We start from the raw sequence: 25,735 nt of genomic DNA, 5'->3' as shown, positions 1-25,735 counted from the left end.
CGGGCGAGGGGCCGGTCGGGGCGTCTGCTCGGTAAACTGACGCCGTCCAGCGACCTCCGGGGGCCAGGTGCCAGCACACGACAAGGGCCATGACGAACGACGCCGAGCCACGCTCGCCGCGGTGGCGCCCGGCACCCAGATCCGCGACGGTCTGGAACGCATCCTGCGCGGCCACACGGGCGGGCTGATCGTCCTCGGCTACGACGATCTCGTCGAAGAGCTGTGCACCGGGGGGTTCGAGCTCGACGTCGAGTTCTCCGCCACGCGGCTGCGCGAGCTGGCCAAGATGGACGGCGCCATCGTCATCGACGACGACGCCATGCGCATCAAGCGCGCCGCGGTCCACCTCGTCCCCGACTCCACGATTCCCACCGAGGAGTCCGGAACCCGGCACCGCACCGCCGAGCGCGTCGCCCGGCAGACCCGCCATCCGGTCATCTCGGTCAGCCAGTCGATGCACATCATCGCGCTCTACCTCGACGGCATCCGCTACGTCCTGGAGGACTCGGCGGCGATCCTGTCCAAGGCGAACCAGGCCCTGGCGACGCTCGAACGCTACAAGCTCCGGCTGGACGAGGTGTCCGGCACGCTGTCCGCGCTGGAGATCGAGGACCTGGTCACCGTCCGGGACGTGAGCGCGGTCGTGCAGCGGCTGGAGATGGTGCGCCGCATCGCCGACGAGATCGAGGGCTACGTCGTCGAGCTGGGCACCGACGGGCGGCTGCTGTCGCTCCAGCTCGACGAGCTGGTGTCCGGCGTCGACGTCGACCGCGAGCTGATCGTCCGCGACTACCCGTCCGCCGAGGCCAAGACGCACGGCGTCGAGTCGATCCTGGCCGCGCTGGACGTCCTGTCCGCGAACGAACTGCTCGACCTGTCCACGGTCGCGGAGGTCATGGGCTTCTCCGGCCCCGACGCGCTCGACCTGCCGGTCAGCCCGAAGGGGTTCCGGCTGCTGGCGAAGGTGCCCAGGCTGCCGGGTCTCGTCGTGGAGCGCCTGGTCGAGCAGTTCGGCGGCCTCCAGAAGCTCCTGGCCGCGAGCATCGACGACCTCCAGGCCGTCGGCGGCGTCGGTGAGTCCCGCGCCCGCAGCGTGCGCGAGGGCCTGTCCCGGCTGGCCGAGTCGTCCATTCTCGAACGCTACGTCTGACGCCGCGTCAGACTTTGGTCGCACTCGGTCATCCCCCGGGATGACCTCGAAATCGTCCTGTGGTCCGTTCCGGAACACCTCTGACACTTCATAGAGTGACGAATACATCGCTCGAAGTGATGGCGGCCGGTCGGCCCGATGTCCGGGCCGGGGCCGTAGCCGAGGGAGCCGACCCATGTCATCTCATCGTCCTGCCGCCCTGATCGCCGCCCTCGCCGTGTCGGCCGGGGTGCTTCTCGCCACGTCCTCGACTTTCGAGGCGGCGGAGGCCGCCGTACCGGACGGCGCGGTGCGGGCCGCGTCCGGCGCCATTGAGGCGTCCACGGGGCCCGTCCGGTGGAGCCGGGTGCTGTACTCGCGAGAGGAGTGCATCACGACCCAGAGTGAGTTCGCGCGCTATTACCGCATCGTCCAGCCGTGCGTGAGCTGGAATCCGACCGCCTGGAGGTTCAGCTACACCGACCGATGAGCCCGCCCGAGCAAGCATAACACCGCCTTCCGTGGTCACCGATGGCACCGAAACGGATGACCCGCAATTCTCCGATTCGTTGATCCCGCGCGCCGTGCCGGGATACGCTCGGGCGGCGGTGGAACGCACCGCGGACCATTCCGGCGCCTGCGAGGACGATCTCGGTGAGCCTTTCGGAAATTCCTCGGATCGTCATTGTCGGGGCGGGCCTCGGCGGCACCGCGACCGCCGTGCGGTTTCTCCAGTTCGCGCGTGAACCGGTGCGGATCGTCATCGTCGAACGGCGGCCCGAATACCGCAACGCCGGTGTCGCCTACCACCCGGCGGGCAATCACTGGCACCACGTCTTCAACATCCAGGCCGGGCGCATGTCGATGTTCCGCGAGGACGTCGACGACTTCGTGGCCTGGGCGAACGACGAGGCCGACCGCACCGGCTGGCCTCCCGAGTGGCGCGACGTCGCGTTCACCGAGTCCGGCCCGGCGCCCCGCCGCGTCTACGCCGACTACCTCGCCGTCCGGCTGGCCGAGGCCGCCCGCGAGGCGGCGGACGGGGTGACGCTGGAGGAGATCGACGGCGAGGTGGTCGATCTGGCCGTTCGCGACGGCGGCGTGGACGTCGTCCTCGCGGACCGGCCGGAGGCGCTCCGCGCCGCCCACGTCGTGCTGGCGACCGGCCTGGAGGAGAAGGAACTCCCGTTCGCCGCCGCCGTGCGCGAGCACCCGTCCTTCGTGCGGCACGCCTACTCGGCGGCGGGCGTCGAACGTCTCCAGAACGTCCGGCCGGACGCCACGGTCGTCATCATCGGCTCGCTGCTGAGCGCCTACGACTCGGCGTCGCTGCTGCTGCGGCGCGGGCACACCGGCACGATCCACCTGATCTCGCGCTCCGGGCTGACGCTGCGCACCTACCCGCGGGATCACCGGCACCACGTGCTCGACCTGCCCCGCCCACGCCTGCACGCCGACGGCTATGAGGGCCGCGACGACTTCGTCCGGCTCATCCGGGACGAGTGGAGACGCGCCTGCGACACGGTCGCCCGCGAGCATCCCGGCGTCGCCCCGGCCGTGGTGACCGAACGCGTCACCAAGTCCTGGGAGCCGCACCTGCCCGAGGTGCTGGCGCGCGTCCCCTCGTCCGACCTGCGCGCCCTCCTGGACGGCTACGGCTCGCTGATCGCGACGCTGCGGGTGAGCGCCGTCGCCTACATCACCGAGTTCGTGGACGCCGCGCTGGAGCGCGGCGGGCCGCTCGTCCGCACCGTCGGCGGGGTCGACGAGATCGCCGCCACCGACGCGGGCACGCTGCGCGTCACCGTGTCCGGCGCGGACGCGGCGCAAGTGATCGACGCCGACCTCGTCGTCGCCAACTTCGGCCGCGAGACCGACTACGAGCGGGCCGGGTCGCCGCTGTGGGCGAACCTGCTGCGCACGGGGCTCGCGGTGCGGCACCGGCGGACCGGGCGCGGCGTCGAGGTCGACGCCTCCGGCGTACTGCTCGGGCCCGACGGCGCCCCCTCCGGCCCGATCACCGTCGTCGGCGGGCCCCGGGAGGGCGACGAGATCGTCCGGTACGGACGCCTCGGCGCGTTCGCGTTCAACCTCGCCGCGATCAAGAACCACTCGGTCGGCACGGCCGCGACGGTCCTGCACCGGGTCGAACACCGCTACGACGAGCGGGCGGGCGACGTCGCCGACGCCGTGGCCGGCGCGGCGGACGACGACGTGCGCGCGGCGTTTGAGCGCGCGGTCGAGCTCGACGTGCACCGGATGGCGGCGCGGAGCCGGGCCGACACCGAGGAGCTGGAACACCGGCTCGGCGCGAGCCTGACGGTCCTGTGCGACGCGCTCGCCCGCGCCGGCGGCCCGTCCGTACCGGACCGGGCGATGCGTTACGCGGTCAACAAGGCGGCCATGACCAGGCTCAACGACCTTTCGGTGACGCCCCGCGAACTGCGCCGCGAACTCGGCCTGCGGGAGCATGCCGAAGCGGAGTGAACGACGCGCACCCGGCATGAGAGAAGGTGCGCCCGCCGCGCATTCACTGCGAACCTCGAACCGTTAGCGCAATGGTGAGAGGGAGAACCTTCGTGAGTGATCGTGAAGTCCCCGGTGTTCTACTCGTCGGTGCACACCATCGATATGTTCAGGGAATATGCAATCGCACCACTGAACCGATCGAGGGCGCCGTTCTGGTGGCCGAATCACTCGGACCCGATCGGTACGACGCCCTGCTCGCCTCACGCGCGGTGATCTGCGCGCGAGGCGGCCGGACGGGCCACATGCAGTCGCTCTGCCGGTCGCGCGGAATTCCCGTCCTGCGCGTGGACCCGTCCCGGCTCGACGCGATCACCGGCGAGGTCACCGTCCTGCTCGACCGCGAGTCGGTGCTGCTCGGCGCGCCCGACTTCGTTCCGGCGGCGCCGGACCCGGCGGGCACCCTGTTCGGCGACGTCGAGTCGGTGTGCGTCGTCATCGCCGACGCCACCGACATCCGCTCGACCAACGCCCTCGCCGCGCAGGACGGGCGCGTGGAGTCCTACTTCGTCCGCGAGGAGTTCGTCTGCTTCTCCGCCGCGCTCAGCCCCATCGACGCGCTGCGGACGGGCCCCGCCGAGGCCGAGCGGTACGGCGTCGCCATCGCCGCCGAGCTGTGCGCCATGGTGCGGGAGCTGCTGCCCGGCCAGCGCCTGATCATGCGGCTGCTCGACCTGCGCTCCGACGACGCCGCCCGCATCACGTCCCCCGCCCACGTCGACGACGAGCCGAACCCCGAACTCGGCCGCCACGGCGCCCGCTGGCTGCTCCAGGAACGCCTCTACCCGCAGGCGTTCCACGCCCTGCGCGCCCGCCTGCGGGACCTGCTCGGCGCCGACGCCGACCTGGTGAGCTTCGCCGTCCCGTTCATCAACGACCGCGACGAACTGCTCGGCCTGCGCCGCCACCTCGCGCTGGACGACGCCACCCCGCTCGGCGTCTTCGTCGAGACCCCGGCGGCGGTGCACTCGGCGGCCGAGTTCTGCGCCTCCGGTGCCAGCGAACTGTTCGTCGGCACCAAGGACCTGATCCAGTTCTATCTCGCCGCCGACCGGGGCAACCACCTGGTGTCCGGCACGTACCAGACGCGGCACCCGGCCGTCCTGGCGGCGCTGCGCCAGGCCGTAGAGTCGGGCCGCGAGGCGGGCGTCCCGGTGCACGTGTTCGCGCTGGGCGTCGACCTGGACCACTACCTGCGGCACCTGCCGACGCGCAGGCTCATGATGTGCACCGCCGAGATGCAGCAGCACATCGCCGGGCGGCCCGCCGCCTAGCGCAGCGCGAAGACCGGCTTGGCCGTCTTGACGCCCTTGGCCTTGACCTCGGCGACGTAGGTGCCGGGGTTGACCTTGACGCGGTCGTCCTCGCAGCGGTCGGTGGTGCGGCGGCGGTCCCAGGTGAGCGTGCGGACGTGCGGGATGCCGCGCCGGAGCATCTGGATGGAGGAGCCGGAGGTGGGGTCGCAGTGGGAGGCGGCCCAGACGCGGTCGGAGCCGGAGCGGATGCGCACGTCCATGGCGCGGGTGCCGACGTCGAACGTGCAGGGCTGGGGGCCCGTGCTCACGACCGAGAGCTGCAGGTGAGGCTGCTCGCCCTTGGCGTAGACGTCCTTGGCCGACGTCAGGTTGACGACGACGTCGCGCAGCTCGCACGCGTCGCCCGGACGCTTGGGCGGCGGCGCCGTCGTCGTCACCTGGGCGGTCACGGTGACGGTCGGCATCGCCGTCGGGATCGCCGGGGACGGCGTCGCGCTCGCGGACGCCGCCGCGTTCCGCACCGGTTCCTTCTTCGGCGGCTCGCCTCCGCCGCCGCTGCACGCCCAGGCCAGCAGGCCCACCGCCCCCAGCACCCCGCCGAGCGCGAGCACCCGGCGCTTCCAGTACTGGTCCAGGCCCTCAACGTCGGGGTCACGCCCAGTGTCCGCAGCCATACGGCCAGTATGCATAGGGCGATCCCGGACGCCGGGCACGGCGCGCCGTGCGAGGATGAGTCACCGATGAACAGCCCTCTCAACGACGCCGTCCTCGACTGGTACGGCGTGCACGCCCGCGAGCTGCCGTGGCGGGAGCCCGGCGCCTCGCCGTGGGGCGTCCTGGTCAGCGAGATCATGCTCCAGCAGACGCCGGTGAAGCGCGTCCTGCCCGTCTGGCACGAGTGGCTGGCGCGGTGGCCGACGGCCGCGGCGCTCGCCGCCGAGCCGTCCGGCGAGGCCGTCCGCGCCTGGGGACGGCTCGGCTATCCGCGCCGCGCGCTGCGGCTGCACGCCGCCGCGCAGGCGATCGTGGAGCGGCACGGCGGCGAGGTCCCGGGCGACCACGCCGAACTGCTCGCGCTGCCCGGCATCGGCGCCTACACGGCCGCCGCCGTCGCCAGCTTCGCCTACCGGCAGCGGCACGCCGTCCTCGACACCAACGTGCGGCGCGTCCTGGCCCGGCTGGTCACCGGCGTCGAGTATCCGCCGAAGGCGCAGACGCGCGCCGAGGTCACGCTGGCCGAGGGCCTGCTGCCGCTCGACCCGCCGACCGCCGCTCGCTGGTCGGTCGCCGTCATGGAACTGGGCGCGCTGGTCTGCACGGCCCGCTCGCCGCGCTGCGTCGACTGCCCGGTGCTGGAGCGCTGCGAGTGGCAGGCGCGCGGACGCCCCGCCTACGACGGCCCGCCGCGCAAGGGCCAGACGTACGCGGGCACCGACCGGCAGTGCCGGGGGCGGCTGCTCGCCGTGCTGCGCGACGCGCCGCGCCCCGTCGAGAAGGGCGCGCTCGACATCGTCTGGTCGGACCCGGTCCAGCGCGAACGCGCCCTGGACGGCCTCATCGCCGACGGCCTCGTCGACCCGCTCGACGACGGCCGCTACGCGCTGCCCGCCTGACCCGCCATCTCGCTCGCCTTGATCTGGAGACCGTCGTCGGACGCCGTGACCGTCACGTGCTGCCCCGGACGGAGGTCCCCGGCGAGGAGCATGTCGGACAGGCGGTCGTCCACCTCGCGCTGGATCGTGCGGCGCAGCGGCCGCGCGCCGAAGTCGGGCTGGTAGCCCTCCCGGGCGAGCCGGTCGACGGCCTCGGTGGTGAAGTCGATCGTGAGGTCCTGCGCGTGCAGGCGGCGCCGGGTGTCCTCCAGCAGCAGGTCGGTGATCTGCCGGAGCTGCTCGGACTCCAGCCGCCGGAACACGATGATCTCGTCGATGCGGTTGAGGAACTCGGGCCGGAACTCCTCGCGCAGCCGCCGCATGACCTGCTCGCGCACGGACGTGGACGCGTCGTCGCCGCCGACCGTGCCGAACCCGGGCGCGCGGCGGCCGGTGATGACCTCCGAGCCGAGGTTCGACGTCATGATGATCACCGTGTTGCGGAAGTCGACCGTGCGGCCCTGCGCGTCGGTGAGGCGGCCGTCGTCCAGGAGTTGCAGCAGGACGTTGAACACGTCCGGGTGGGCCTTCTCGATCTCGTCCAGCAGGACGACCGAGTACGGGCGGCGCCGCACCTGCTCGGTGAGCTGCCCGGCCTCGTCGTAGCCGACGTAGCCGGGCGGGGCGCCGATCAGCCGCGACACCGTGTGCCGCTCCTGGAACTCGCTCATGTCGAACCGGATCATCCGGTCCTGGCTGCCGAACAGCGCCTCGGCCAGCGCCCGCGCCAGCTCGGTCTTGCCGACGCCGGTCGGCCCGAGGAACAGGAAGCTGCCGATGGGCCGGTCGGGGTCGCCCATGCCCGCCCGGGACCGCCGGACGGCCCGCGCGACGGCCGCGACGGCGTCGTCCTGCCCGATGACGCGGCGGTGGAGCTGCCCTTCGAGGTCGAGGAGGCGTTCGCGTTCCTCCCGGGTGAGCTGCGCGACCGGAACGCCCGAGATGCGGGAGACGACCTCGGCGATGTCCTCGGTGGTGACCTCTGGGACGGGGCTCTCGTCGCCCTCGGCGGGCCGGTGCAGCCGCGCCTCCAGCTCACCGATCTCGTCGCGGAGCGCCGACGCCTTCTCGTAGTCCTCGTCGGCGACGGCCTGGTCCTTCTCGCGGCGGCGCCGGTCGAGGCGCTGTTCCAGCTCGCGCTGGTCGCCGCCGCGCCGGCCCGCGCGCAGCCGGACGCGGGCGCCCGCCTGGTCGATGAGGTCGATCGCCTTGTCGGGGAGGAACCGGTCGGTGAGGTAGCGGCTGGACAGATCGACGGCCGCGACCAGCGCCTCGTCGGAGAACCGGACCTGGTGGTGCGCCTCGTAGCGGTCGCGCAGGCCGCGCAGGATCTCGACCGAGTCGCCGGTGGTCGGCTCGGGGACCAGGATCGGCTGGAAGCGGCGTTCGAGCGCGGCGTCCTTCTCGATGTTCTTGCGGTACTCGTCGATCGTGGTGGCGCCGATGACGTGCAGTTCGCCCCGGGCCAGCGCGGGCTTGAGCATGTTGCTCGCGTCCATCGAGCCCTCGGCGGCGCCCGCGCCGACGAGCGTGTGGATCTCGTCCACGAAGACCACCAGGGAGTCGGCGTTCTCCCGGATCTCGTCCATGATCTTCTTGAAGCGCTCCTCGAAGTCGCCCCGGTAGCGGGTGCCGGCGATGACGCCGCCGAGGTCGAGCTGGACGACGCGCTTGCCGCGCAGCGCCTCGGGGATGTCGTCGTCGCAAATGCGCTGGGCGAGACCTTCCGCGATGGCCGTCTTGCCGACGCCCGGGTCACCGATGAGCACCGGGTTGTTCTTCGTGCGCCGCGACAGCACCTCGACGGTCTGCTCGATCTCCTCCTCGCGGCCGATCACCGGATCGATGCGGCCCTCGCGGGCCAGCGCGGTGAGGTCGCGGCCGTACTCGTCCAGCGTGGGCGTGGCCGACTCCTCGCCGCCGCCCCCTCCGGACGCGCCGTTGGCGCCGCCGACCGCCGCCTGTTGCAGCGTCTCCGGCGTGACGCGCGCGTTGCCGAGGATGCGCCCGCCCGGCGAGTCGTGGTTCAGCGACAGCGCGTACAGCAGGTGCTCGGGGCCGATGTAGGACGAGCCGAGCGCCTGCGACACCTGCCGGGCGTCCAGCAGGACCCGCTTCGCCGACGGCGTCAGGTGCGGCGGCGTCTCCTTCGGCTCGCCGTGCCGGGTCGTCGTCTCGACCTCGCGGGCGAGCGCGTCGGCGTCGGCACCGGCGCGCTCCAGCCAGAGCCGGGTGCCCTGCTGCCGGGTCGCCGCCCACAGCAGGTGGTCGGTGTCGAGGTCGGGGCTGCCCCACTGCGCCGCCTGCGCGGCGGCGTCGCGGACCAGCTCCCGCGCCGGTTCGCTCATCAGGCGGGCCAGGTTGACGCGCTCGACCGGCGGCCGCGGCGTGCTCCCGAAGTAGCGTGCCAGCAGTTCCTCGAAGGGGTCGCGTCCGGCCCCGTACCATCCCGACGTCATGCCGGGCGACCTACCCCGGGACGCGGCGAACGCAAGCCCAGACCCAGGTCAAGCCTGTGACACGTCCGGTTCGGGCGGTACGGGGGCGGCGACGTGGCGCGGCACGTCGCGGAACAGCCAGCCCATCCGCGGCTCGACGGCCCAGGCCGTGACGGCGCGGACGGGCCGCGACGACAGGAGCACGGTCAGCGCCACGCACCCGGCCGTCACGCCGATGATCTGCCAGCCGTCCAGGCCGTAGTACCAGCTCTGGTAGCCCATCCACATGATCGGGACGCCGTGCAGCAGGTAGGCGTACATCGTCGCCGAGCCGTACCCGCTGAACCACGTCCCCCGGGCCGGGACGACGGCGAGGAACGCCAGCGTCAGCGCGAACGCGGCGGCCAGCGCGACGACGCTGAACCCCGTCCCCGCCGGGATCGTGACGCCGAGCTGCGCGAAGCTGCGCCGCCAGTGCACCCACTCGGCGTCCACGTTCCCGGCGACGAGATAGGCGACGCCCGCGCCCACGACGAGGACCGCCGCGCCGATCCAGCGCGCGGCGCGGCGGCGCAGCAGCGCCAGCCGTTCGGGCCGGACCGTCAGGCCGAGGACGAAGAACGGCAGGAACGACAGCACCTGCGCGGTGTTCAGCGCCGTCGGCAGCGTGATGAACCCGGACACGACGGAGATCGCGGTCGCGACGAGGACGGGCCGCTTGATCTGGAGCCAGAGCGGCACCGACAGCCGCCAGATCAGCAGCGCGAGCAGGAACCACGTCAGGTAGAAGGGCTGGAACGGGTCCCAGCCGCGCTGCTGGCCGTCGAGCAGCCCCGCCAGCGCGGTGTAGCCGAGGCTGAACAGCAGGTACGGGGCGACGATCGTCGAGACGAGCTTGCGCGTCCGGTTCCGCCCGGTGGGGAAGCCGCGCGAGAAGTAGCCGCAGATGAGGCTGAACACCGGGAGGTGGAACGCGTACACGAGCAGGTGCGCGGCCTCCAGCGTCCGGCCGCCCGCTCCGGCGTAACGCAGCGGCTCCCAGGCGTGACCGATGACGACGAGCGTGACCGCCAGGAACTTCGCGTTGTCGAAGTAGGGGTCGCGGAGCTTGATCGCTGAGGTTGTCGGGCGGGAGGAGGGCCTCGTCAGGAGCACGCCGGAAGACACCGATCCAGGGGTGGGAGCCAGGTCCAGCCGTCCACCGTACCCCGCTTACCTGAGAAGTTCCTTAACGCGGCGGGCCCGGCGCTTGCCCGCGTCGCGACGTAACCAGTATAAGTAGTTACATGGCTCTGAACTGGAAGCTCGTCATCGACTGCACCGACCCGCACGCGCAGGCCGCCTTCTGGGCCGCCGTCCTCGGCTACCGCGTCGAGGACAACGGACGCCTCATCGAGCAGCTCGCCGAACAGGGCGCCATCGGCCCCGACGTCTACACCGAGATCGACGGCACCAAGGCGTTCCGGCACGCCCGCGCCGCCCGCCACCCCGACGACCCCGCCGACCCCTTCTCCGACGTCGGGCTCGGGCGGCGGCTGCTGTTCCAGGTCGTGCCGGAGAAGAAGGAGGGCAAGAACCGGCTGCACATCGACGTGCACGCCGAGCCCGGCACCCGCGAGGCCGAGGTGGAGCGGATCACCGCGCTCGGAGCGACCGTCCTGCGCGAGGTGGTGGAGCCCGGATCGCACCACGTCGTCCTGGCCGACCCCGAGGGCAACGAGTTCTGCGTGCAGTGACGGCCGAAAAGGGGATGCCCGGAGCCGTCCGGTCGGCCTAGCGTGGCGCGGTGCGCGATCTGTCGACCCTTCCCAAGGCCCACCTGCACGTCCACCTGGAGAGCACCGTCCGGTGGACGACGCTCCGGGAGATCGGGGACGCGAACGGCGTTCCCGTCCCCGCCCGGCCCGCGTCGCTCGACGGCTTCGCCGGGTTCTTCGAGCAGAACTCCCTCGTGCGCTCCTGCCTGCGCACCTACGCCGACTTCCACCGCGTCGCCCGCGAGTTCTGCGCCGACGAGGCCGCGCAGGGCACCCGCTACGCCGAGGTCAGCTTCACGGCGGCGGCGCACGGCGAACGCGTCGGTGACCCGGACCTGCCGCTCGCGGCCGTCCTCGACGGACTCGCGACGGGCTTCACCGAGTCCGGCGTGCAGACCCGCGTCATCCTCGACCACTCACGGCGGCGTCCCGTCGAACGCGCGTGGGCGACGCTCGACCTGGCCCGCCGGCACGACGCCGTCGTCGCGATCGGCCTGGCGGGCGACGAGGCCCATCCGGGCGACCCGTTCGTCCCGGTGTTCGCGGCGGCGCGGGAGGCGTGCGTCCACGTCGTCCACCACGCGGGCGAGGCCGCCGGGGCGGAGAGCGTCCGGCAGGCGATCACGTCCGGCCGCGCCGAACGCCTCGGCCACGGCATCCGCGTGCTGGACGACCCGGCACTCGTCGCCGAGGTCCGCGAACGGGGCCTGGCCCTGGAGGTCTGCCCGTCATCGAACGTGGCCCTCGGCTTCGCCCCGTCCCTGGCGGAACACCCCCTCCCCCGCCTCCTGGACGCGGGCCTCACCGTCACCGTCAACACCGACATCCCGGCCATCATCGACACCACCCTCACCCAGGAGTACGACCACCTCCGCACCCTCCACGGCCTGACCGACGCCGAACTCGCCACCCTGGCCCGCAATGCCGTCAACGCCTCCTTCGCCCCACCCGCGACGCGCGACCGCGTACACACCGAAATCAACACCTGGCTCACCTGACGGCGCCTTCACCCCCCGAACCGGTCGGCCCGCACCGGCGAGGGGCGGCGGACGTCCACCGGGACGAGGCGGCCCGTGCGGATCTCGCGGAGGAACGGATCGGTGCCGGAGTGCCACTGGTCGCGGGTGCGGACGACGGCCTGGACGGGCAGGCCGAGGCGGCCGGACGCCGTCTCGGCGGCCAGGTGGGCCTCCGCGACCGGAACGTCCCCGACGATGAGGACGTGCACCTCGCCCGGAAGGGGGCCGGGGAAGCCCTGGTAGCGGTCGGCCCAGCGGCCGAACAGGAAGACGCGGGTGACGCCCGCGAAGTGCGCGCACTCCTCCGCCACGACGGCGCCCGGCCCGAACGTCAGCAGCAGCAACCGCGCCAGCGGCTCGTGCAGCGGCGTCGCCACGTTCCGCGCCACGACGCGCCCGCCCGCGACCTCCCGCACCCGGACGACACCGCTCGCCGCAAGCCGCTCGACCTCACGCCCCACCGCCGCCAGATCACTCCGCACCAGCACGGCCAGCTCCAGCATCGAGAACTCCCGCTCCGGCCCCAGCAGCAACCGCGCCAGCACCTCCCCCTGCACCCTCGACCGAAAGACCGGCAGCCGCGCCCCTGCCGCACCCTCCACCACATTCGATCGCATGTTCGAATGCTACGCCTGCCGTCCGACAAACCACAGGGGTTTCCAGCAGCGAACCCCGCACCCTCCGTGACCGCCCGTGGGAACCTCATAGCGAACGGAGGAGTACATGATCCCGGACCCTGGTTCCCGCGACGCCAAAAGGCCCTCGCCCGGGCTCCACCTGCCCCCTGGCGGCTGGACCGCCGAAGATCTCGACGGACTCCCCGGACCCGGGCGATGGGAGCTCATCGACGGGACGCTACTCCCGATCGCGCCGCAGACTCGCTGGCACTCCCGGGTCAGTACCCGGCTCGCCAACGAGATCGAGGGGTACGCCCCGGAAGGCGTCGAGATCGACCTGCGGTTGACCGTGCGGCTCGGCGCCCGACAGCGTCCCGAACCGGACATCGTCGTCTACCGGCAGACCGTGCCGGACGACGACGGCGACCGCACCTTCCTGCTCCCGGAAGAAGTCCTGCTCGTCGTCGAGGTCGTCACGCCGGAGTCGGAGATCCGCGACCGGCTGACCAAGCCCGCACGGTACGCGTCCGCGGGCATCCCGCACTTCTGGCGCGTGGAGAATGACGCCGGGCGACCCGTCGTCCACGTCTTCGGGGAAGCCGCCGCCGGGGCCTACGTCCCCGTCGCCATTCATCGGGGCACGATGAAACTCGATCTCCCCTTTTCGCTGGAGATCGAACTGCGCACCCTCCAGCCCTCATAGGCGGGAGCCGGAGGTCGCGGCGAGCGCAGGAACGGCGAAGGCCCGCACCCTTGTGGGTGCGGGCCTTCGTGGTGGTGCGGGTCAGTCCTTGTTGAAGTTGACCGCGCCCTCGATGGGGGGCGGGCTGTCGGGGACGCCGGTGGGCTTGGGGACGCCCTTGAAGGTGAACTTGGCCTTCTCGCCGGTGCCCTCGACGCCGACGATGACGATCTGGCCGGCCTTCAGCTCCTGGTACAGGATCTTCTCGGACAGGTTGTCCTCGATCTCCCGCTGAATGGTGCGGCGGAGCGGACGGGCGCCGAGAACCGGGTCGTAGCCGCGCTCGGCGAGCAGGTCCTTGGCCTCCTGGCGCAGTTCCAGGCCCATGTCGCGGTCCTTCAGCCGCTCGTCCACGCGGGCGATCATCAGATCGACGATCTGGATGATCTCCTTCGGGGTGAGCTGGTGGAAGACGACCGTGTCGTCGACGCGGTTGAGGAACTCGGGACGGAAGTGCTGCTTCAGCTCCTCACCGACCTTGGCCTTCATGCGGTCGTACGAGCCCTGCTCGTCGTTCGTCCGCGCGAAGCCCATCGACTGGCCCTTGGAGATGTCCCGGGTGCCGAGGTTGGTCGTCATGATGATGACCGTGTTCTTGAAGTCCACGACGCGGCCCTGCGCGTCGGTGAGACGGCCGTCCTCCAGGATCTGCAGCAGGCTGTTGAAGATGTCCTGGTGGGCCTTCTCGATCTCGTCGAACAGGACGACCGAGAACGGCTTGCGGCGCACCTTCTCGGTGAGCTGGCCGCCCTCCTCGTACCCGACGTAGCCGGGCGGGGAGCCGAACAGCCGCGAGACGGTGTGCTTCTCCATGAACTCGGACATGTCGAGCTGGATCAGCGCGTCCTCGTCACCGAAGAGGAACTCGGCGAGCGTCTTGGACAGCTCGGTCTTACCGACGCCGGACGGGCCCGCGAAGATGAACGAGCCGCCGGGGCGCTTCGGGTCCTTCAGGCCGGCGCGGGTACGCCGGATCGACTGGGAGAGCGCCTTGATGGCGTCCTCCTGGCCGATGACGCGCTTGTGCAGCTCGTCCTCCATGCGCAGGAGCCGGGTGGACTCCTCCTCGGTGAGCTTGAAGACCGGGATGCCGGTGGCCGTCGCCAGGACTTCAGCGATCAGCTCCTCGGTGACCTCCGCGACGACGTCCATGTCGCCGGCCTTCCACTCCTTCTCCCGGGTGGCCTTCTGGGCGAGGAGCTGCTTCTCCGAATCGCGCAGGGACGCGGCCTTCTCGAAGTCCTGCGCGTCGATCGCGGACTCCTTCTCGCGCCGCACGTCAGCGATCTTCTCGTCGTACTCGCGCAGGTCCGGCGGGGCGGTCATCCGGCGGATGCGCATCCGCGAACCGGCCTCGTCGATGAGGTCGATCGCCTTGTCGGGGAGGAACCGGTCGCTGATGTAGCGGTCCGCGAGCTGGGCGGCGGCGACCAGCGCGCTGTCGGTGATCGACACGCGGTGGTGCGCCTCGTAGCGGTCGCGCAGGCCCTTGAGGATCTCGATGGTGTGCGACAGCGACGGCTCAGCGACCTGGATCGGCTGGAAGCGCCGTTCGAGGGCGGCGTCCTTCTCCAGGTACTTGCGGTACTCGTCGAGCGTGGTGGCGCCGATGGTCTGGAGCTCGCCGCGGGCCAGCATCGGCTTGAGGATGCTGGCGGCGTCGATCGCGCCCTCGGCGGCGCCCGCGCCGACGAGCGTGTGCAGCTCGTCGATGAACAGGATGATGTCGCCGCGGGTGCGGATCTCCTTCAGGACCTTCTTCAGCCGCTCCTCGAAGTCACCCCGGTAGCGGGAACCGGCGACCAGGGCGCCGAGGTCGAGGGTGTAGAGCTGCTTGTCCTTCAGGGTCTCGGGCACCTCGCCCTTGACGATCTTCTGGGAGAGCCCCTCGACGACGGCCGTCTTGCCGACGCCCGGCTCACCGATCAGCACCGGGTTGTTCTTGGTGCGCCGCGACAGCACCTGCATGACCCGCTCGATCTCCTTGTCCCGGCCGATGACCGGGTCGAGCTTGCCCTCGCGGGCGGCCTGCGTCAGGTTGCGGCCGAACTGGTCGAGCACCAAGGACGTGGACGGCGCCGCCTCCGACGGCCCGCCGGCCGCCGAGGGCTCCTTGTTCTGGTAACCGTGCAGCAACTGGATGACCTGCTGGCGCACACGGTTCAGGTCGGCGCCGAGCTTGACGAGGACCTGCGCGGCGACGCCCTCGCCCTCGCGGATCAGGCCCAGCAGGATGTGCTCGGTGCCGATGTAATTGTGGCCGAGCTGTAGCGCCTCGCGCAGCGACAGCTCCAGCACCTTCTTGGCACGCGGAGTGAACGGAATGTGTCCCGAGGGGGCCTGCTGTCCCTGGCCGATGATCTCCTCGACCTGCTGGCGCACCGCCTCCAGGCTGATTCCCAGGCTCTCCAGGGCCTTGGCAGCGACACCCTCACCCTCGTGGATCAGACCCAGGAGGATGTGCTCGGTGCCGATGTAGTTGTGGTTGAGCATCCTGGCCTCTTCTTGAGCCAGGACGACAACCCGCCGCGCGCGGTCGGTGAACCTCTCGAACATCTCGTCGCTCCTCACAGAGCGGTCGGTCAAAGTCCGGGACGTCCGAACCTGTCCTTCCGCATGTTAGCCCGCCCCGAGGAGGTCGCCCGGTGCGCAACCACCGAGTGACGTTCCCCAGCTGAGCGCAGTTCAGTCTCGCTGGTGCGATCCTCGCCCGCCGCCGAGGACGAACGCCGTCTCTCCATCCAACTACCGTCCGACCTCTCGATGTTCCGGCTACGCCGCAAGCGAACGGGGCTTTTCGCACGCGCGCGGCGCGACCGCACGGGCGAACCCGGACGGCATTGCCGGTTGGAACCCTGTGTACCGCCCCGCCCGCCCGGATAACCCGCCATCCGCTACGCCAACGGCGAACGCCCGCCCCGGACAACCGGGACGGGCGCGCAGGGAGCGACGGCACAGATCGGGCCGCGGCCCGAGAGCGGGCGACCGCGGACCGGCACTTCTTCAGTGAACGGAGTCGTACTGCTCGATCACGGCGGCGGGGATGCGGCCCCGGTCGTTCACCTTGATGTTCTGGGCCTTGGCCCAGGCACGGATCTCCGCGCTGCGCTCCCGGTTGGACCCGGAACGGGGACGGCGGCCGCGCGGACCGCGCGCGGCGCCCGCCTTACGGGCCTTGTCGATGAACGGCGACAGCGAATCGCGCAGCTTCCCGGCGTTGGCGTCGCTGAGGTCGATCTCGTAGGAGGCGCCGTCGATCGAGAACGCTACGGTCTCGTCCGCCTCTCCACCGTCGAGGTCATCGACGAGAAGCACCTGGACCTTCTGTGCCATGGGGACAGACCTTTCGGTTCGAGCAAACTGCGAGCGGTTGTACAAACATATACCGGAGCGGCTGCCGCTGACAATTCAACACCCGCGATGGTAGCCATCTTGCCCCCGGTAACGCGGAGTAATCACCCGTCTTGCAATCGCCCGGCGAGACGTTAGCCACCCGGCCACAGGGGTTCCCAGGCGCGCGGAGCGGCAATTTCACGGCGCTTGCGCCGCCTCGGTCACACCCGTCGCACAGGGCTGCGACCTGGACATAGATCATTAATTGGACGCCGCCTCCAACGCCGCCGCGTACGGCGTGTCGCGCGTTCGAACGCGCCAAAGGCGTCTCGGCCCCCCATAACGGCCCGTGGTCGGCCCCGTCGTGAAGCCCCGGTGAATGCACACCCGGGCACTCGCCCGGGACCGGTCCGCGGCCGGGCTGAAAGCGGCCGGACCATGGAGGACCGGACGCCCCGCGTGAAGGAATACCGGCGTGCGGCCCGGCGCCGGAAACGACTTTCCGCACCCGGCGGCGGACTCCCGCCGTCGCCTGACCTTATTGGACAGATAAGTCGGTAATGACATGACTGTCCAGGAGGAGCGTGCGCAGCGCCAACGCGCCCTTCACCGACGCGGCCCAGCCCCTAGAGCACGGCGGCTCCCGCGTTAAGGGCAATTGCGCGGACGCAACCGTCCTATTCCGCGACGGCGGCCGGCTCCGGCCCGGTACGGACGACGACCGTGCCCGCGAACCGGTCGTGCAGCGCGCGGCGCGGCCCGTCCGGAACGGCGCGGCGCCCGCCCTCGTAAACGGCGGCGAGATTCACCACCCAGAAGATTCCGGCGAGCAGCCCGAGCACCGGAACCGGACGCGCGGCGATCGGCAGCGCGAACACGGCGGCGCGCAGCAGCGCCTGTACGGGCCTGAGCGGCCCGCCACCGTCCACGCGCACGACGGCGATACCCGCGATCCGTTTCCCGATCGTGCGGCCCCACAGGGCCGTCTGGACGCTTTCGTAGACGAGCAGCAGCCCCGCGACGGCGACCGGCGCGACCTCGTCCAGCCGGGAGCGCGGCACGGTCTCCAGCAGCACCATGACGGTGGGCAGGCCGACGATCAGCACGTCGGCGATGCGGGCGAGCAGCCGCTGCCCGGGGTCGGCGAGGGCGCCCTCCTCCGCCGTGTCCATCGCGTCCTCCGTCCGGCCGGACGCGCTAGTGGGCGTGCTCGCCGTAGTCGGCGTACTCGCGCTCGTCGACGACGAGCGTCCCGGCGACGCGGTCGTGCAGCGCCAGGTGCAGCGGCTCGTCCCAGATCGCCCAAAGGTAGGCCATGACGGCTCCGGCGAACGCGGCGGCGACGCCGTAGAAGGCGTAGTCCCACACCTGGACCGACAGGATGAGGAACAGGAAGACGCCGAGCAGGTAGCCGATGTTGTTGACGGCGGCGCGCGTGACGGCCTGCGCGGCGGGCGGCCGCTCCCCCGCCGGGCTCTGCCGGACGACGCCGAGGTGCAGCAGCCGCTTGCCGAGCGTGCGTCCCCAGACGACGAGCTGCACGGACTCGTACACGAACGGCAGCACCGCGAGCACCAGGAACATGAACCCGATGATCGGCCAGTCCCACACGCCGCCCTCGGAAGCCGCCTTGGTGCCGGAGGTGCCGAGCCCGTAGACGCCGATGCTGATCGGCAGCACGAGCGCGAACCCGAACACGGCGACGAGCATGTTGTCGATCAGCCGGGCGCCCGCGCGGCGGCCCACGGACGCCAGGTGGATCTCGGCGTCGGGGGCGTGGTCGCCGAGACCGAACTGCTGCGTCCGGAAGGGCTCCTGCCCGCCCTGCGGGGGCTGCTGCCAGCCGTCGGAGGCGGGCCGGGGCTGCGGCGGCTGCTGCTGGGGCGGTTGCTGCTGCGGACCCGGCGGCCGGTAGGGCGGGGGCGGGCCCCAGGACGCGCCGCCCCGCGGCGGGGGCTGCTGGCCGCCGCGGTGGGGGTGTTCGCTCATCGGTCAGTCCTCCAGGCGAAGCAACATCCGGGTGTTGCCCAACGTATTGGGCTTGACGCGGTCGAGGTCGAGGAACTCGGCCACGCCCTCGTCGTAGGAGCGCAGGAGTTCCTCGTACACCTCGGGCGACACCGGGGTGCCGAGGATCTGCGCGAAGCCGTGCCGGGCGAAGAACTCCACCTCGAAGGTAAGGCAGAAGACGCGCCGGACGCCGAGTTCGCGGGCGGTCTCCAGCAGCCGCGTGACGATGCGGTGGCCGATGCCGCGTCCGCCGTGGCGGGGGGCCACGGCGACCGAGCGCACTTCGGCGAGATCTTCCCACATCACGTGCAGCGCGCCGCAGCCGATGATCCCGCCGGCCTGGAGGTCCTCGGCGACCCAGAACTCCTGGAGGTCCTCGTAGAGGGTCACGGTGGACTTCTGGAGCAGGCGGCGGCCGTCGCCGCCGTACAGGTCGACCAGGGAACGGATCTCCTGGACGTCGGCGGTACGGGCACGCCTGATCACGACTTCCACAAACAGGCGAGGTTAGCGGACCGGCGGCCCGCCCGCCGCCGGGCGTGACTAGAGCGCGGCTAGTCCGACACGGCTGGTCCTCCCGGCGGATCGCCGTAGATACGACGTAAAGCCGCGTAAGGACGACCGGAACACCCGTCCTGTGGCGGTCCGTTCGGGTCGGCGGGACGCGGTATGCCGGAACTGGTTGGCATCCCCTGGCGACTCCGTTAGTGTCCCGCTGACATCGCGCCTCCGCCCGGTGCCGGACTCCACCCCGTGGCCGCGAAGCTCCCAGCTCGTGCGGACACGCCGGGTGCCGACGCCCACCGGGCTCGAAGGAGTCTTCGTTGGAGCCCTTGCGTCCCGCGTCCCGCCGCCGGATCGCGCTGCCGGTCCTGGCCGCCGCGCTCGTCGGCGCCGCCGCGCTCGCACCGCCGGCCAGCGCCGACCCCGAGCCGTCGACGCGCGAGCTGCGCACGCGCGCGTACAAGCTGGCCGACCAACTGGAGCAGCTCACCGAGCGGTACAACGGGCTGCGCGTTCGGATGCAGCAGTCGCAGCGCGCCGCCAAGCTCGCCGCGGAGAGCGCGCGGCGGCAGGAAAAGACGCTGACCGTCCTGCGGGACGAGTTCAGCGGCCTCGCGGCGACCACCTACATGCAGGGCTCCGGCGACCCGACGGCGTCGTTCGTCGCCGCGCAGGACCCGCAGACCGTGCTGGACCAGTCGGCGACGCTGCGCTACTTCGCCACCCGCGACGGCGACCAGATCCAGCAGCTCATGCGGGCGATGCAGGCGGCCGAGCGGTCGCGCCGGGCCGCCGAGGAGCGCACCCGGCAGGTCCGGGGGCTCCGGTCGGAGCTGGACGCCCAGCGCAAGCAGATCACCGGGCTGTACGAGAAGACGCGCGGGACGCTCGTCAAGCGCGACCCGTCGGAGCTGGCCAAGCTCCCGGTGGTCGGCGACGGCAAGGGCGCGCAGGCGCTGCGGATCGCGATGACGAAGCTGGGCCGCCCGTACGTGTGGGGCGGCGCGGGCCCGAGCGTCTTCGACTGCTCCGGCCTGACGATGTGGGCGTACCGGCAGGTCGGCATCAGCCTGCCGCACTACACCGGCAGCCAGTGGAACGCCGGGACGCGCATTCCACGCGACAAGCTCAAGCCGGGCGATCTGATCTTCTTCCACGCCGACCTGCACCACATGGGGATGTACGTCGGGAACGGCAAGATGCTGCACGCGCCGCACACCGGCGACGTCGTGAAGATCGCGCCCATCGCGGGACGCCCGTACGCGGGCGCGGTACGGGTCGCGTGAGGGGGAACCTCGTCCGCGGCGGCGCCACGGCAGGGACCGACCTGCCGGACGGCGCCACCGCGCGGGGTCGGACGCGGTTCGCCTCGGTCGTGCTCGGTTTACGGCCTAGATGAGCTGCCTTCGGGCCGCCCACACGACGGCCTCGATGGGGGTGTTGACATCGAGCCGGTCGCAGATGGTGCGCAACCGGCGCCGCAGGGTGCGCGCGCTCAGTTCGAGCTTGCGCGCCGCCACATCGGCGGTGACACCGCTGGCGATCTGTGCGAGAAGTTTCAGGTCCTCCTCGTTCAGTCGAGCGTCCTCGGTGCCACGACGTGCGAGTGTGGCCTGGTCCACTCCGTCCTCCCTCGTCCGTGGTGATGACCGCGGGGATGCAGCCGCCCGCTGCACAGGTGGGGGTGAGCGTCGGGTTGCCGGGTCCGGGCTACCGGACTGAGATCATCGGTTTCCTGCACTGCGAAGCGCGCCTGGCCGGAGGTGGCCGTCGAGTCATCAGCGGGGGCGCCGTGGGGAACTCCGGGTGACGATCCACTCGTTGCCGAGGTGAGCCGGGGACGAACCGTGATCTCCAGCAACCGCGATCCGTCCCTTCTCGCGATCCCCCTCTGCTCCACGCCTCCTCACGTGGAACCGAACGAAGATCGTGAATCGTTTCAAGCTACGCTTCGGCTCGGAACGCTAGGCGGCCGCATCCGGCCCGTCAAGCGCTGATTACGCACTATCTGTGCTCGTATGGAGACCTCGGGTGGCCTCCGCCGGGAAGCCCTTTCCGCGTACACCCCGTTGACCTGCGAGAACAGAACCGGCGCCGACGAGGAGTGACGTGCCGCAGACGAGTATCCGGGAAGTAGCGAGGCGTGCCGGCGTCTCAGTTGGGACCGTTTCGAATGTCCTAAACCGGCCAGAAATGGTGGCCGAAGCGACCCGTGACCGGGTCCGGGCGGCGATCGAGGAGCTGGGGTTCGTCCGCAACGAGTCGGCCCGGCGGCTCCGGCAGGGACCGGCGCCGGACGACGCCGACCGCCGCGCGCGGGCGTTCGGCGTCCTCGTCGAGGACCTGGCGAACCCGTACGCGTCCGATGTGGCGCGGGGGGCGGAGCTGGCGTTCGAGGAGGCGGGCTACGAGACGTTGTGGATCTCCACCGGCTACTCGCCCGAGCGCGAGCGGCGCGCGCTGGAGTTCCTGGTCGAGCAGCGCGCCACGGGCGCCCTCGTGAACCCGGTCGGCCTCGGCCCGGACAGCCTGGCGGCGCTGCGGGAGTCGGGGATGAGCGTCGTCCTGCTGGACCGGGCCGGGACGGACGCCTGCTCCGCGCAGGTCGACCACGTCGCCGGGGGCGACATCGCCGCCGCGCGGCTGCTGTCGCTCGGCCGCGACCGGCTGGCGTTCGTGACGGGCCGTCCCGAGCCGCAGCCGATCGTGGAGCGGGCGGAGGGGGCGGCGCGGACGCTGGCCAAGGCCGGCGGTGAGCCGCTGGTGACGCTCACCCAGGACGCGCTGTCGCCCACCGAGGGCCAGGCCGCCGCGCGGCGGCTGCTGGAGCTGGACCCGATGCCGACGGGGGTGTTCTGCGCGAACGACCTGCTGGCGATCGGGCTCGTCAACGAGCTGGTGAAGCGCGGCGTGCGGGTGCCCGAGGACATCGCGGTGATCGGTTACGACGACATCGAGCTGGCGGGCAGCGCGGCGGTGCCGTTGACGACGATCCGGCAGCCGCGCCGGGAGCTGGGCTGGGAGGCGGCGGAGCTGGCGCTCGCCGAGTACGCCGAGGGCGCGTCGCACGAGCACCGGCAGGTCGTGCTGGCGCCGGAGCTGGTGGTCCGCGAGACGGGCTGAGCGCGCCCCGGCACGGTACTTATCTGCATTTTGACCGGATGATCGCAATCTATTGACTTCGAGTGCAATGTCCGCCTGACTTGGCGCATGGACACTGCGGCCATTCTCGGCTTCGACCCGTCCGATCCGGCGTTCCGGGCCGACCCCTACCCCCGGTACCCCGCGCCCGGCGGACTGTCGCGGACGCCCGCCGGACTCTGGGTCACCTCCTCCTACGCCGCGTGCGAGCACGTCCTGCGCAGCCCCGCGTTCGGGCACCGCACGCCGGACGGGCAGAGCTGGCGCAGCGGCGCGCAGGGCCGCACCCCGTCCTTCCTGATCATGGACCCGCCCGACCACACCCGGCTGCGGCGCCTCGTCAGCAAGGCGTTCACGCCCCGGCTCGTGGAACGGCTCGAACCGCGCGTCGCCGCGCTCGTCGACGAGCTGCTGGCCGCCACCGGGCCCGAGTTCGACGTCATCCAGGCCCTCGCCTACCCGCTGCCCGTCATCGTGATCAGCGAGCTGCTCGGCGTGCCGCCGCAGGACCGGGAACGGTTCAAGAGCTGGTCCGACGCGCTGGCGCGCGGGCTCGACCCCGACTTCCTGCTCCCCGAACACGAGATCGTCCAGCGCGAGCAGGCGCGGCTGGAGTTCGCCGCGTACTTCCGCGAGCTGGCCGCGCTGCGCCGCGCCGAACCGCGCGACGACCTGCTCAGCGCGCTCGTCGCCGTCTCCGACGACGGCGACGCGCTCTCCGAGCCGGAACTGCTCGCCACATGCGTCCTGCTGCTCGTCGCCGGGCACGAGACGACCGTCAACCTCATCGGCAACGGAACGCTGGCGCTGCTGCGCGACCCGGAACAGCTCGCCTGGTTCCGCGACAACCCCGACGCCGCGGGCGCCGTCGTCGAGGAACTGCTGCGGTACGACCCGCCCGTCCAGCTCACGCTGCGCACGGCCGTCACCGACACCGAACTCGACGGGGTGCCGCTGCCCGCCGGCTCGATGATGCTGCTGCTCGTCGGCGCGGCCAACCGCGACCCGGCCGCGTTCGAGCGTCCCGGCACCCTCGACCTCACCCGGTACGCCGAGGGGTCGGCGGCGCCGCGCCACCTGTCGTTCGGGCACGGCATCCACTACTGCCTCGGCGCGCCGCTGGCCCGCCTGGAGGGACGGCTCGCGCTGCGGGCCCTCGCCCAGCGCGACCTCACGCTCGCCGCCGACGCCCTCACCTACCGCGACAACCTCGTCCTGCGCGGGCTGAGCGCCCTACCCGTCCGCGTGAACGACACGGCCGCGCAGGAGCACGTCATTCCGGCTTGACCAGCGGGAACAGGATCGTCTCGCGGATGCCCTTGCCGGTGAACGCCATGATCATGCGGTCGATGCCGGCGCCCATGCCGCCCGTCGGCGGCATCGCGTACTCCAGGGCGCGCAGGAAGTCCTCGTCGAGCTGCATGGCCTCCGGGTCGCCCCCGGCGGCCAGCAGGGACTGCTCGGTGAGGCGGCGGCGCTGCTCGATCGGGTCGACCAGCTCGGAGTAGGCGGTGCCCAGCTCGGTGCCGAAGCCGATGAGGTCCCACTTCTCCGTCAGCAGCGGTTCCTCGCGGTGCTGACGGGTGAGCGGCGACGTCTCCAGCGGGTAGTCCATGACGAACGTCGGCTGGATCAGCGTGTGCTCGATCAGCTCCTCGAAGATCTCCTGCACCAGGCGGCCCTGGCCCCACTTGGGGTCGTGGTGGATCTCGCGGGCGTCGGCGAGCTTGCGAACCGTCTCGATCGGCGTGTGCGGGGTGATCTCCTCGCCCAGCGCCTCCGACACCGACCCGTACAGCGTGATGCGCGGCCACTCGGGGAGGCCCAGGTCGATCTCGGTGTCGCCGTGCCGGACGACGGTGGTGCCCAGGGCCGCGACGACGGCCTTCTGGTACATCCGCTGCGTCAGGTCGGCCATGTCGTTGTAGTCGAGATACGTGCCGTACGCCTCCAACATCGTGAACTCGGGGTTGTGCGTGGAGTCGGCGCCCTCGTTGCGGAAGTTGCGGTTGATCTCGAAGACCTTCTCGATGCCGCCGACGACGAGCCGCTTCAGGTACAGCTCGATCGCGATCCGCAGGTAGAGGTCCATGCCGTAGGCGTTGATGTGCGTGCGGAACGGCCGGGCCGCCGCGCCGCCGTGGATCGGCTGGAGCATGGGCGTCTCGACCTCGAGATACCCCTCCTCGTGCCAGAAGTCGCGGACCGCGCGGACCGTGGCGCTGCGGATCTGCGCCATGCGGCGGGCCTCGTCGTTGACGATGAGGTCGACGTAGCGCATCCGGACCCGGGCCTCCGGGTCGGTCAGCCCGGCGTGCTTCTCCGGCAGCGGGCGCAGCGACTTGGACGTGATCGCGTACCGGTCGGCCATGATCGACAGCTCGCCGCGCCGCGACGTGATGACCTCGCCCTCGACGCCGACGTGGTCGCCGAGGTCGACGTCGCGCTTCCACGCGTCCAGCGCGTCCTGCCCGACGTTGGCGAGCGACAGCATGATCTGGAGGTCGCCCGAGCCGTCGCGGATCGTCGCGAAGCACAGCTTCCCGGTGTTGCGGATCAGCATGACGCGCCCGGTGACGCCGACCTTGTCGCCGGTCTCGGTGCCCGGCTCCAGCTCGGGATGCTTCTCGCGGATCTCCGCGATCGTCGCCGTCCGGGGGAAGTTCACCGGGTACGGCTCGACACCGCTCTCCCGCATCCGGTCGAGCTTCTCCCGGCGCACCCGCATCTGCTCCGGTAGCTCGTCATACGTCTCGTCGCTCACCCCCACAGGCTACCGAGCCGCGCACCCGCCCCGGGCCGCGCGTCCACGGCCTGTGGATAACTCAGGGAGTGTTGCGCTCGTAGATCAACCGCAGGCCGACCAGCGTCAGCCAGGGCTCGAACTCGTCGATGCAGCGCGACTCCTCCAGGACGAGCGGCGCGAGGCCGCCCGTCGCGATGACCGTCACCTCGGACGGGTCCTCGGCCAGCTCGTCGGACATGCGCTCGACGATGCCGTCGACCTGGCCCGCGAAACCGAAGATGATGCCCGACTGGAGCGCCTCGACGGTGTTCTTCGCGATGATGTTGCGCGGGCGCACCAGCTCGATCTTGTGGAGTTGCGCGCCGCGCGCCGACAGCGCGTCGATCGAGATCTCGATGCCGGGGGCGATGGCGCCGCCGACGTACTCGCCGCGCGCCGAGACCGCGTCGAACGTCGTCGCCGTGCCGAAGTCGACCACGATCGCCGGGCCGCCGTGCAGATGGACGGCGGCGAGCGCGTTCACGATGCGGTCGGCGCCGACCTCCTTGGGGTTGTCCATCCGGACCGGGACGCCCGTCTTGACGCCCGGCTCCACGATCACCGCCGCGACGTCGCCGAAGTAGCGGCGGCACATCTCCCGCATCTCGTGCAGGACGGACGGAACGGTAGAGCAGAGGGCGATGCCGCTGATGTCGGTCTCCGCGAGCAGCGGGCTCTGCGCGATGAGCCCCTGGAGCACCACGGCGATCTCGTCGGCCGTGCGCCGGGGATCGGTGTTGATCCGCCAGTGCTCGATGACCTCCTCGCCTTCGAAAAGGCCGAGGACGGTATGGGTGTTACCGACGTCGATGGTGAGCAGCATCAG

The 25,735-nt window shown here is 71.4% G+C and carries 23 protein-coding genes; 11 read left to right on the top strand and 12 right to left on the bottom strand.

Features of this window, described 5'->3' with window-relative positions; all coding sequences use genetic code 11:
* Nucleotides 1-67 precede the first annotated feature (67 nt).
* The 4 genes from disA (at nt 68) to C229_RS0108635 (ending at nt 4,929) form a co-directional block, all read left to right on the top strand.
* Nucleotides 68-1,150 (top strand): DNA integrity scanning diadenylate cyclase DisA, encoded by a 1,083-nt coding sequence (disA, locus tag C229_RS0108650; protein WP_026313590.1) that lies wholly within the window; start codon nt 68-70, stop codon nt 1,148-1,150.
* Nucleotides 1,151-1,325: 175 nt separating this feature from the next.
* Complete coding sequence (locus C229_RS0108645) at nt 1,326-1,619, top strand: hypothetical protein (RefSeq protein WP_018654675.1); 294 nt, start codon at nt 1,326-1,328, stop codon at nt 1,617-1,619.
* A 164-nt stretch (nt 1,620-1,783) separates the two neighbouring features.
* Nucleotides 1,784-3,616: an FAD/NAD(P)-binding protein gene (locus C229_RS0108640; protein WP_018654674.1), complete on the top strand. Its 1,833-nt coding sequence runs from the start codon at nt 1,784-1,786 to the stop codon at nt 3,614-3,616.
* Nucleotides 3,617-3,687: 71 nt separating this feature from the next.
* On the top strand, nt 3,688-4,929 hold the full coding sequence (locus C229_RS0108635; protein WP_033423955.1) for a putative PEP-binding protein: 1,242 nt from the start codon (nt 3,688-3,690) through the stop codon (nt 4,927-4,929).
* On the opposite strand, the gene C229_RS0108630 is transcribed toward C229_RS0108635, so the two are convergent.
* Nucleotides 4,926-5,585 (bottom strand): hypothetical protein, encoded by a 660-nt coding sequence (locus C229_RS0108630; protein ID WP_155884653.1) that lies wholly within the window; start codon nt 5,583-5,585, stop codon nt 4,926-4,928. The two genes, C229_RS0108635 and C229_RS0108630, sit on opposite strands and share 4 nt — an antisense overlap.
* A 66-nt stretch (nt 5,586-5,651) precedes the next feature.
* Between C229_RS0108630 and C229_RS0108625 the strand changes: the two genes are divergently transcribed.
* Nucleotides 5,652-6,524, top strand: a complete 873-nt coding sequence (locus tag C229_RS0108625) for an HhH-GPD family protein (RefSeq protein ID WP_018654671.1) — start codon at nt 5,652-5,654, stop codon at nt 6,522-6,524.
* Here the strand turns inward: C229_RS0108625 and C229_RS0108620 are convergent.
* Nucleotides 6,506-9,022 carry an ATP-dependent Clp protease ATP-binding subunit gene (locus C229_RS0108620; protein ID WP_018654670.1) on the bottom strand — a complete coding sequence of 839 codons (2,517 nt, stop codon included), beginning with the start codon at nt 9,020-9,022 and terminating at the stop codon, nt 6,506-6,508. The two genes, C229_RS0108625 and C229_RS0108620, sit on opposite strands and share 19 nt — an antisense overlap.
* 48 nt (nt 9,023-9,070) lie before the next feature.
* Complete coding sequence (locus C229_RS0108615) at nt 9,071-10,156, bottom strand: acyltransferase family protein (RefSeq protein WP_018654669.1); 1,086 nt, start codon at nt 10,154-10,156, stop codon at nt 9,071-9,073.
* Nucleotides 10,157-10,287: 131 nt separating this feature from the next.
* Here C229_RS0108615 and C229_RS0108610 point away from each other — a divergent pair, with 131 nt between their 5' ends.
* Nucleotides 10,288-10,737: a VOC family protein gene (locus tag C229_RS0108610; protein WP_018654668.1), complete on the top strand. Its 450-nt coding sequence runs from the start codon at nt 10,288-10,290 to the stop codon at nt 10,735-10,737.
* A gap of 50 nt (nt 10,738-10,787) precedes the next feature.
* Nucleotides 10,788-11,756, top strand: coding sequence for an adenosine deaminase (gene add / locus C229_RS0108605; protein ID WP_018654667.1), 969 nt, complete (start codon nt 10,788-10,790; stop codon nt 11,754-11,756).
* An 8-nt stretch (nt 11,757-11,764) separates the two neighbouring features.
* Here add and C229_RS0108600 read toward each other — a convergent pair whose 3' ends face one another.
* Nucleotides 11,765-12,394 (bottom strand): hypothetical protein, encoded by a 630-nt coding sequence (locus C229_RS0108600; RefSeq protein ID WP_033423954.1) that lies wholly within the window; start codon nt 12,392-12,394, stop codon nt 11,765-11,767.
* Nucleotides 12,395-12,500: 106 nt separating this feature from the next.
* Between C229_RS0108600 and C229_RS0108595 the strand changes: the two genes are divergently transcribed.
* Nucleotides 12,501-13,097 carry a Uma2 family endonuclease gene (locus tag C229_RS0108595; RefSeq protein WP_018654665.1) on the top strand — a complete coding sequence of 199 codons (597 nt, stop codon included), beginning with the start codon at nt 12,501-12,503 and terminating at the stop codon, nt 13,095-13,097.
* An 81-nt stretch (nt 13,098-13,178) separates the two neighbouring features.
* Here the strand turns inward: C229_RS0108595 and C229_RS0108590 are convergent, their stop codons facing one another.
* The 5 genes from C229_RS0108590 to C229_RS0108570 form a co-directional block, all read right to left on the bottom strand.
* Nucleotides 13,179-15,692 carry an ATP-dependent Clp protease ATP-binding subunit gene (locus C229_RS0108590; protein ID WP_018654664.1) on the bottom strand — a complete coding sequence of 838 codons (2,514 nt, stop codon included), beginning with the start codon at nt 15,690-15,692 and terminating at the stop codon, nt 13,179-13,181.
* Between the two features lie 447 nt (nt 15,693-16,139).
* Nucleotides 16,140-16,469, bottom strand: a complete 330-nt coding sequence (locus C229_RS0108585; protein ID WP_018654663.1) for a histone-like nucleoid-structuring protein Lsr2 — start codon at nt 16,467-16,469, stop codon at nt 16,140-16,142.
* Between the two features lie 677 nt (nt 16,470-17,146).
* Nucleotides 17,147-17,641 carry an RDD family protein gene (locus C229_RS0108580; RefSeq protein WP_018654662.1) on the bottom strand — a complete coding sequence of 165 codons (495 nt, stop codon included), beginning with the start codon at nt 17,639-17,641 and terminating at the stop codon, nt 17,147-17,149.
* 25 nt (nt 17,642-17,666) lie between these two features.
* Nucleotides 17,667-18,458, bottom strand: a complete 792-nt coding sequence (locus C229_RS0108575; RefSeq protein WP_018654661.1) for an RDD family protein — start codon at nt 18,456-18,458, stop codon at nt 17,667-17,669.
* 3 nt (nt 18,459-18,461) lie between these two features.
* Nucleotides 18,462-18,974 (bottom strand): amino-acid N-acetyltransferase, encoded by a 513-nt coding sequence (locus tag C229_RS0108570; RefSeq protein ID WP_420804634.1) that lies wholly within the window; start codon nt 18,972-18,974, stop codon nt 18,462-18,464.
* Nucleotides 18,975-19,303: 329 nt separating this feature from the next.
* On the opposite strand from C229_RS0108570, the gene C229_RS0108565 reads away from it, so the two are divergent.
* Nucleotides 19,304-20,269, top strand: a complete 966-nt coding sequence (locus C229_RS0108565; RefSeq protein WP_240487129.1) for a C40 family peptidase — start codon at nt 19,304-19,306, stop codon at nt 20,267-20,269.
* Between the two features lie 105 nt (nt 20,270-20,374).
* Here C229_RS0108565 and C229_RS0108560 read toward each other — a convergent pair whose 3' ends face one another.
* Nucleotides 20,375-20,605 carry a hypothetical protein gene (locus C229_RS0108560; protein ID WP_018654658.1) on the bottom strand — a complete coding sequence of 77 codons (231 nt, stop codon included), beginning with the start codon at nt 20,603-20,605 and terminating at the stop codon, nt 20,375-20,377.
* A 487-nt stretch (nt 20,606-21,092) separates the two neighbouring features.
* On the opposite strand from C229_RS0108560, the gene C229_RS0108555 reads away from it, so the two are divergent.
* Together C229_RS0108555 and C229_RS0108550 are read left to right on the top strand one after the other, a co-directional pair.
* On the top strand, nt 21,093-22,106 hold the full coding sequence (locus C229_RS0108555; protein WP_026313586.1) for a LacI family DNA-binding transcriptional regulator: 1,014 nt from the start codon (nt 21,093-21,095) through the stop codon (nt 22,104-22,106).
* Between the two features lie 87 nt (nt 22,107-22,193).
* On the top strand, nt 22,194-23,411 hold the full coding sequence (locus C229_RS0108550) for a cytochrome P450 (RefSeq protein WP_018654656.1): 1,218 nt from the start codon (nt 22,194-22,196) through the stop codon (nt 23,409-23,411).
* On the opposite strand, the gene lysX is transcribed toward C229_RS0108550, so the two are convergent.
* Both lysX and C229_RS0108540 read right to left on the bottom strand, forming a co-directional pair.
* On the bottom strand, nt 23,398-24,852 hold the full coding sequence (gene lysX, locus C229_RS0108545) for a bifunctional lysylphosphatidylglycerol synthetase/lysine--tRNA ligase LysX (RefSeq protein ID WP_018654655.1): 1,455 nt from the start codon (nt 24,850-24,852) through the stop codon (nt 23,398-23,400). The two genes, C229_RS0108550 and lysX, sit on opposite strands and share 14 nt — an antisense overlap.
* 97 nt (nt 24,853-24,949) lie before the next feature.
* Nucleotides 24,950-25,732: a type III pantothenate kinase gene (locus tag C229_RS0108540; RefSeq protein WP_018654654.1), complete on the bottom strand. Its 783-nt coding sequence runs from the start codon at nt 25,730-25,732 to the stop codon at nt 24,950-24,952.
* Nucleotides 25,733-25,735 lie beyond the last annotated feature (3 nt).

The sequence above is a fragment of the Actinomadura flavalba DSM 45200 genome (assembly GCF_000374305.1).
Taxonomy (GTDB): domain Bacteria; phylum Actinomycetota; class Actinomycetes; order Streptosporangiales; family Streptosporangiaceae; genus Spirillospora; species Spirillospora flavalba.
Note: the sequence above shows the minus strand (reverse complement) of the source record. Positions and strands in the feature narration are given on the sequence as shown.

What these genes read in the sequence shown, in the direction of transcription:
- C229_RS0108645 (WP_018654675.1), top strand. Translation starts at nt 1,326, where the DNA reads ATGTCATCTCATCGTCCTGCCGCCCTGATCGCCGCCCTCGCCGTGTCG.
- C229_RS0108635 (WP_033423955.1), top strand. Translation starts at nt 3,688, where the DNA reads ATGGTGAGAGGGAGAACCTTCGTGAGTGATCGTGAAGTCCCCGGTGTT.
- C229_RS0108630 (WP_155884653.1), bottom strand. Translation starts at nt 5,585, where the DNA reads ATGGCTGCGGACACTGGGCGTGACCCCGACGTTGAGGGCCTGGACCAG.
- C229_RS0108625 (WP_018654671.1), top strand. Translation starts at nt 5,652, where the DNA reads ATGAACAGCCCTCTCAACGACGCCGTCCTCGACTGGTACGGCGTGCAC.
- C229_RS0108620 (WP_018654670.1), bottom strand. Translation starts at nt 9,022, where the DNA reads ATGACGTCGGGATGGTACGGGGCCGGACGCGACCCCTTCGAGGAACTG.
- C229_RS0108610 (WP_018654668.1), top strand. Translation starts at nt 10,288, where the DNA reads ATGGCTCTGAACTGGAAGCTCGTCATCGACTGCACCGACCCGCACGCG.
- C229_RS0108600 (WP_033423954.1), bottom strand. Translation starts at nt 12,394, where the DNA reads ATGCGATCGAATGTGGTGGAGGGTGCGGCAGGGGCGCGGCTGCCGGTC.
- C229_RS0108595 (WP_018654665.1), top strand. Translation starts at nt 12,501, where the DNA reads ATGATCCCGGACCCTGGTTCCCGCGACGCCAAAAGGCCCTCGCCCGGG.
- C229_RS0108590 (WP_018654664.1), bottom strand. Translation starts at nt 15,692, where the DNA reads ATGTTCGAGAGGTTCACCGACCGCGCGCGGCGGGTTGTCGTCCTGGCT.
- C229_RS0108585 (WP_018654663.1), bottom strand. Translation starts at nt 16,469, where the DNA reads ATGGCACAGAAGGTCCAGGTGCTTCTCGTCGATGACCTCGACGGTGGA.
- C229_RS0108580 (WP_018654662.1), bottom strand. Translation starts at nt 17,641, where the DNA reads ATGGACACGGCGGAGGAGGGCGCCCTCGCCGACCCCGGGCAGCGGCTG.
- C229_RS0108575 (WP_018654661.1), bottom strand. Translation starts at nt 18,458, where the DNA reads ATGAGCGAACACCCCCACCGCGGCGGCCAGCAGCCCCCGCCGCGGGGC.
- C229_RS0108550 (WP_018654656.1), top strand. Translation starts at nt 22,194, where the DNA reads ATGGACACTGCGGCCATTCTCGGCTTCGACCCGTCCGATCCGGCGTTC.
- lysX (WP_018654655.1), bottom strand. Translation starts at nt 24,852, where the DNA reads ATGCGGGTGCGCCGGGAGAAGCTCGACCGGATGCGGGAGAGCGGTGTC.
- C229_RS0108540 (WP_018654654.1), bottom strand. Translation starts at nt 25,732, where the DNA reads ATGCTGCTCACCATCGACGTCGGTAACACCCATACCGTCCTCGGCCTT.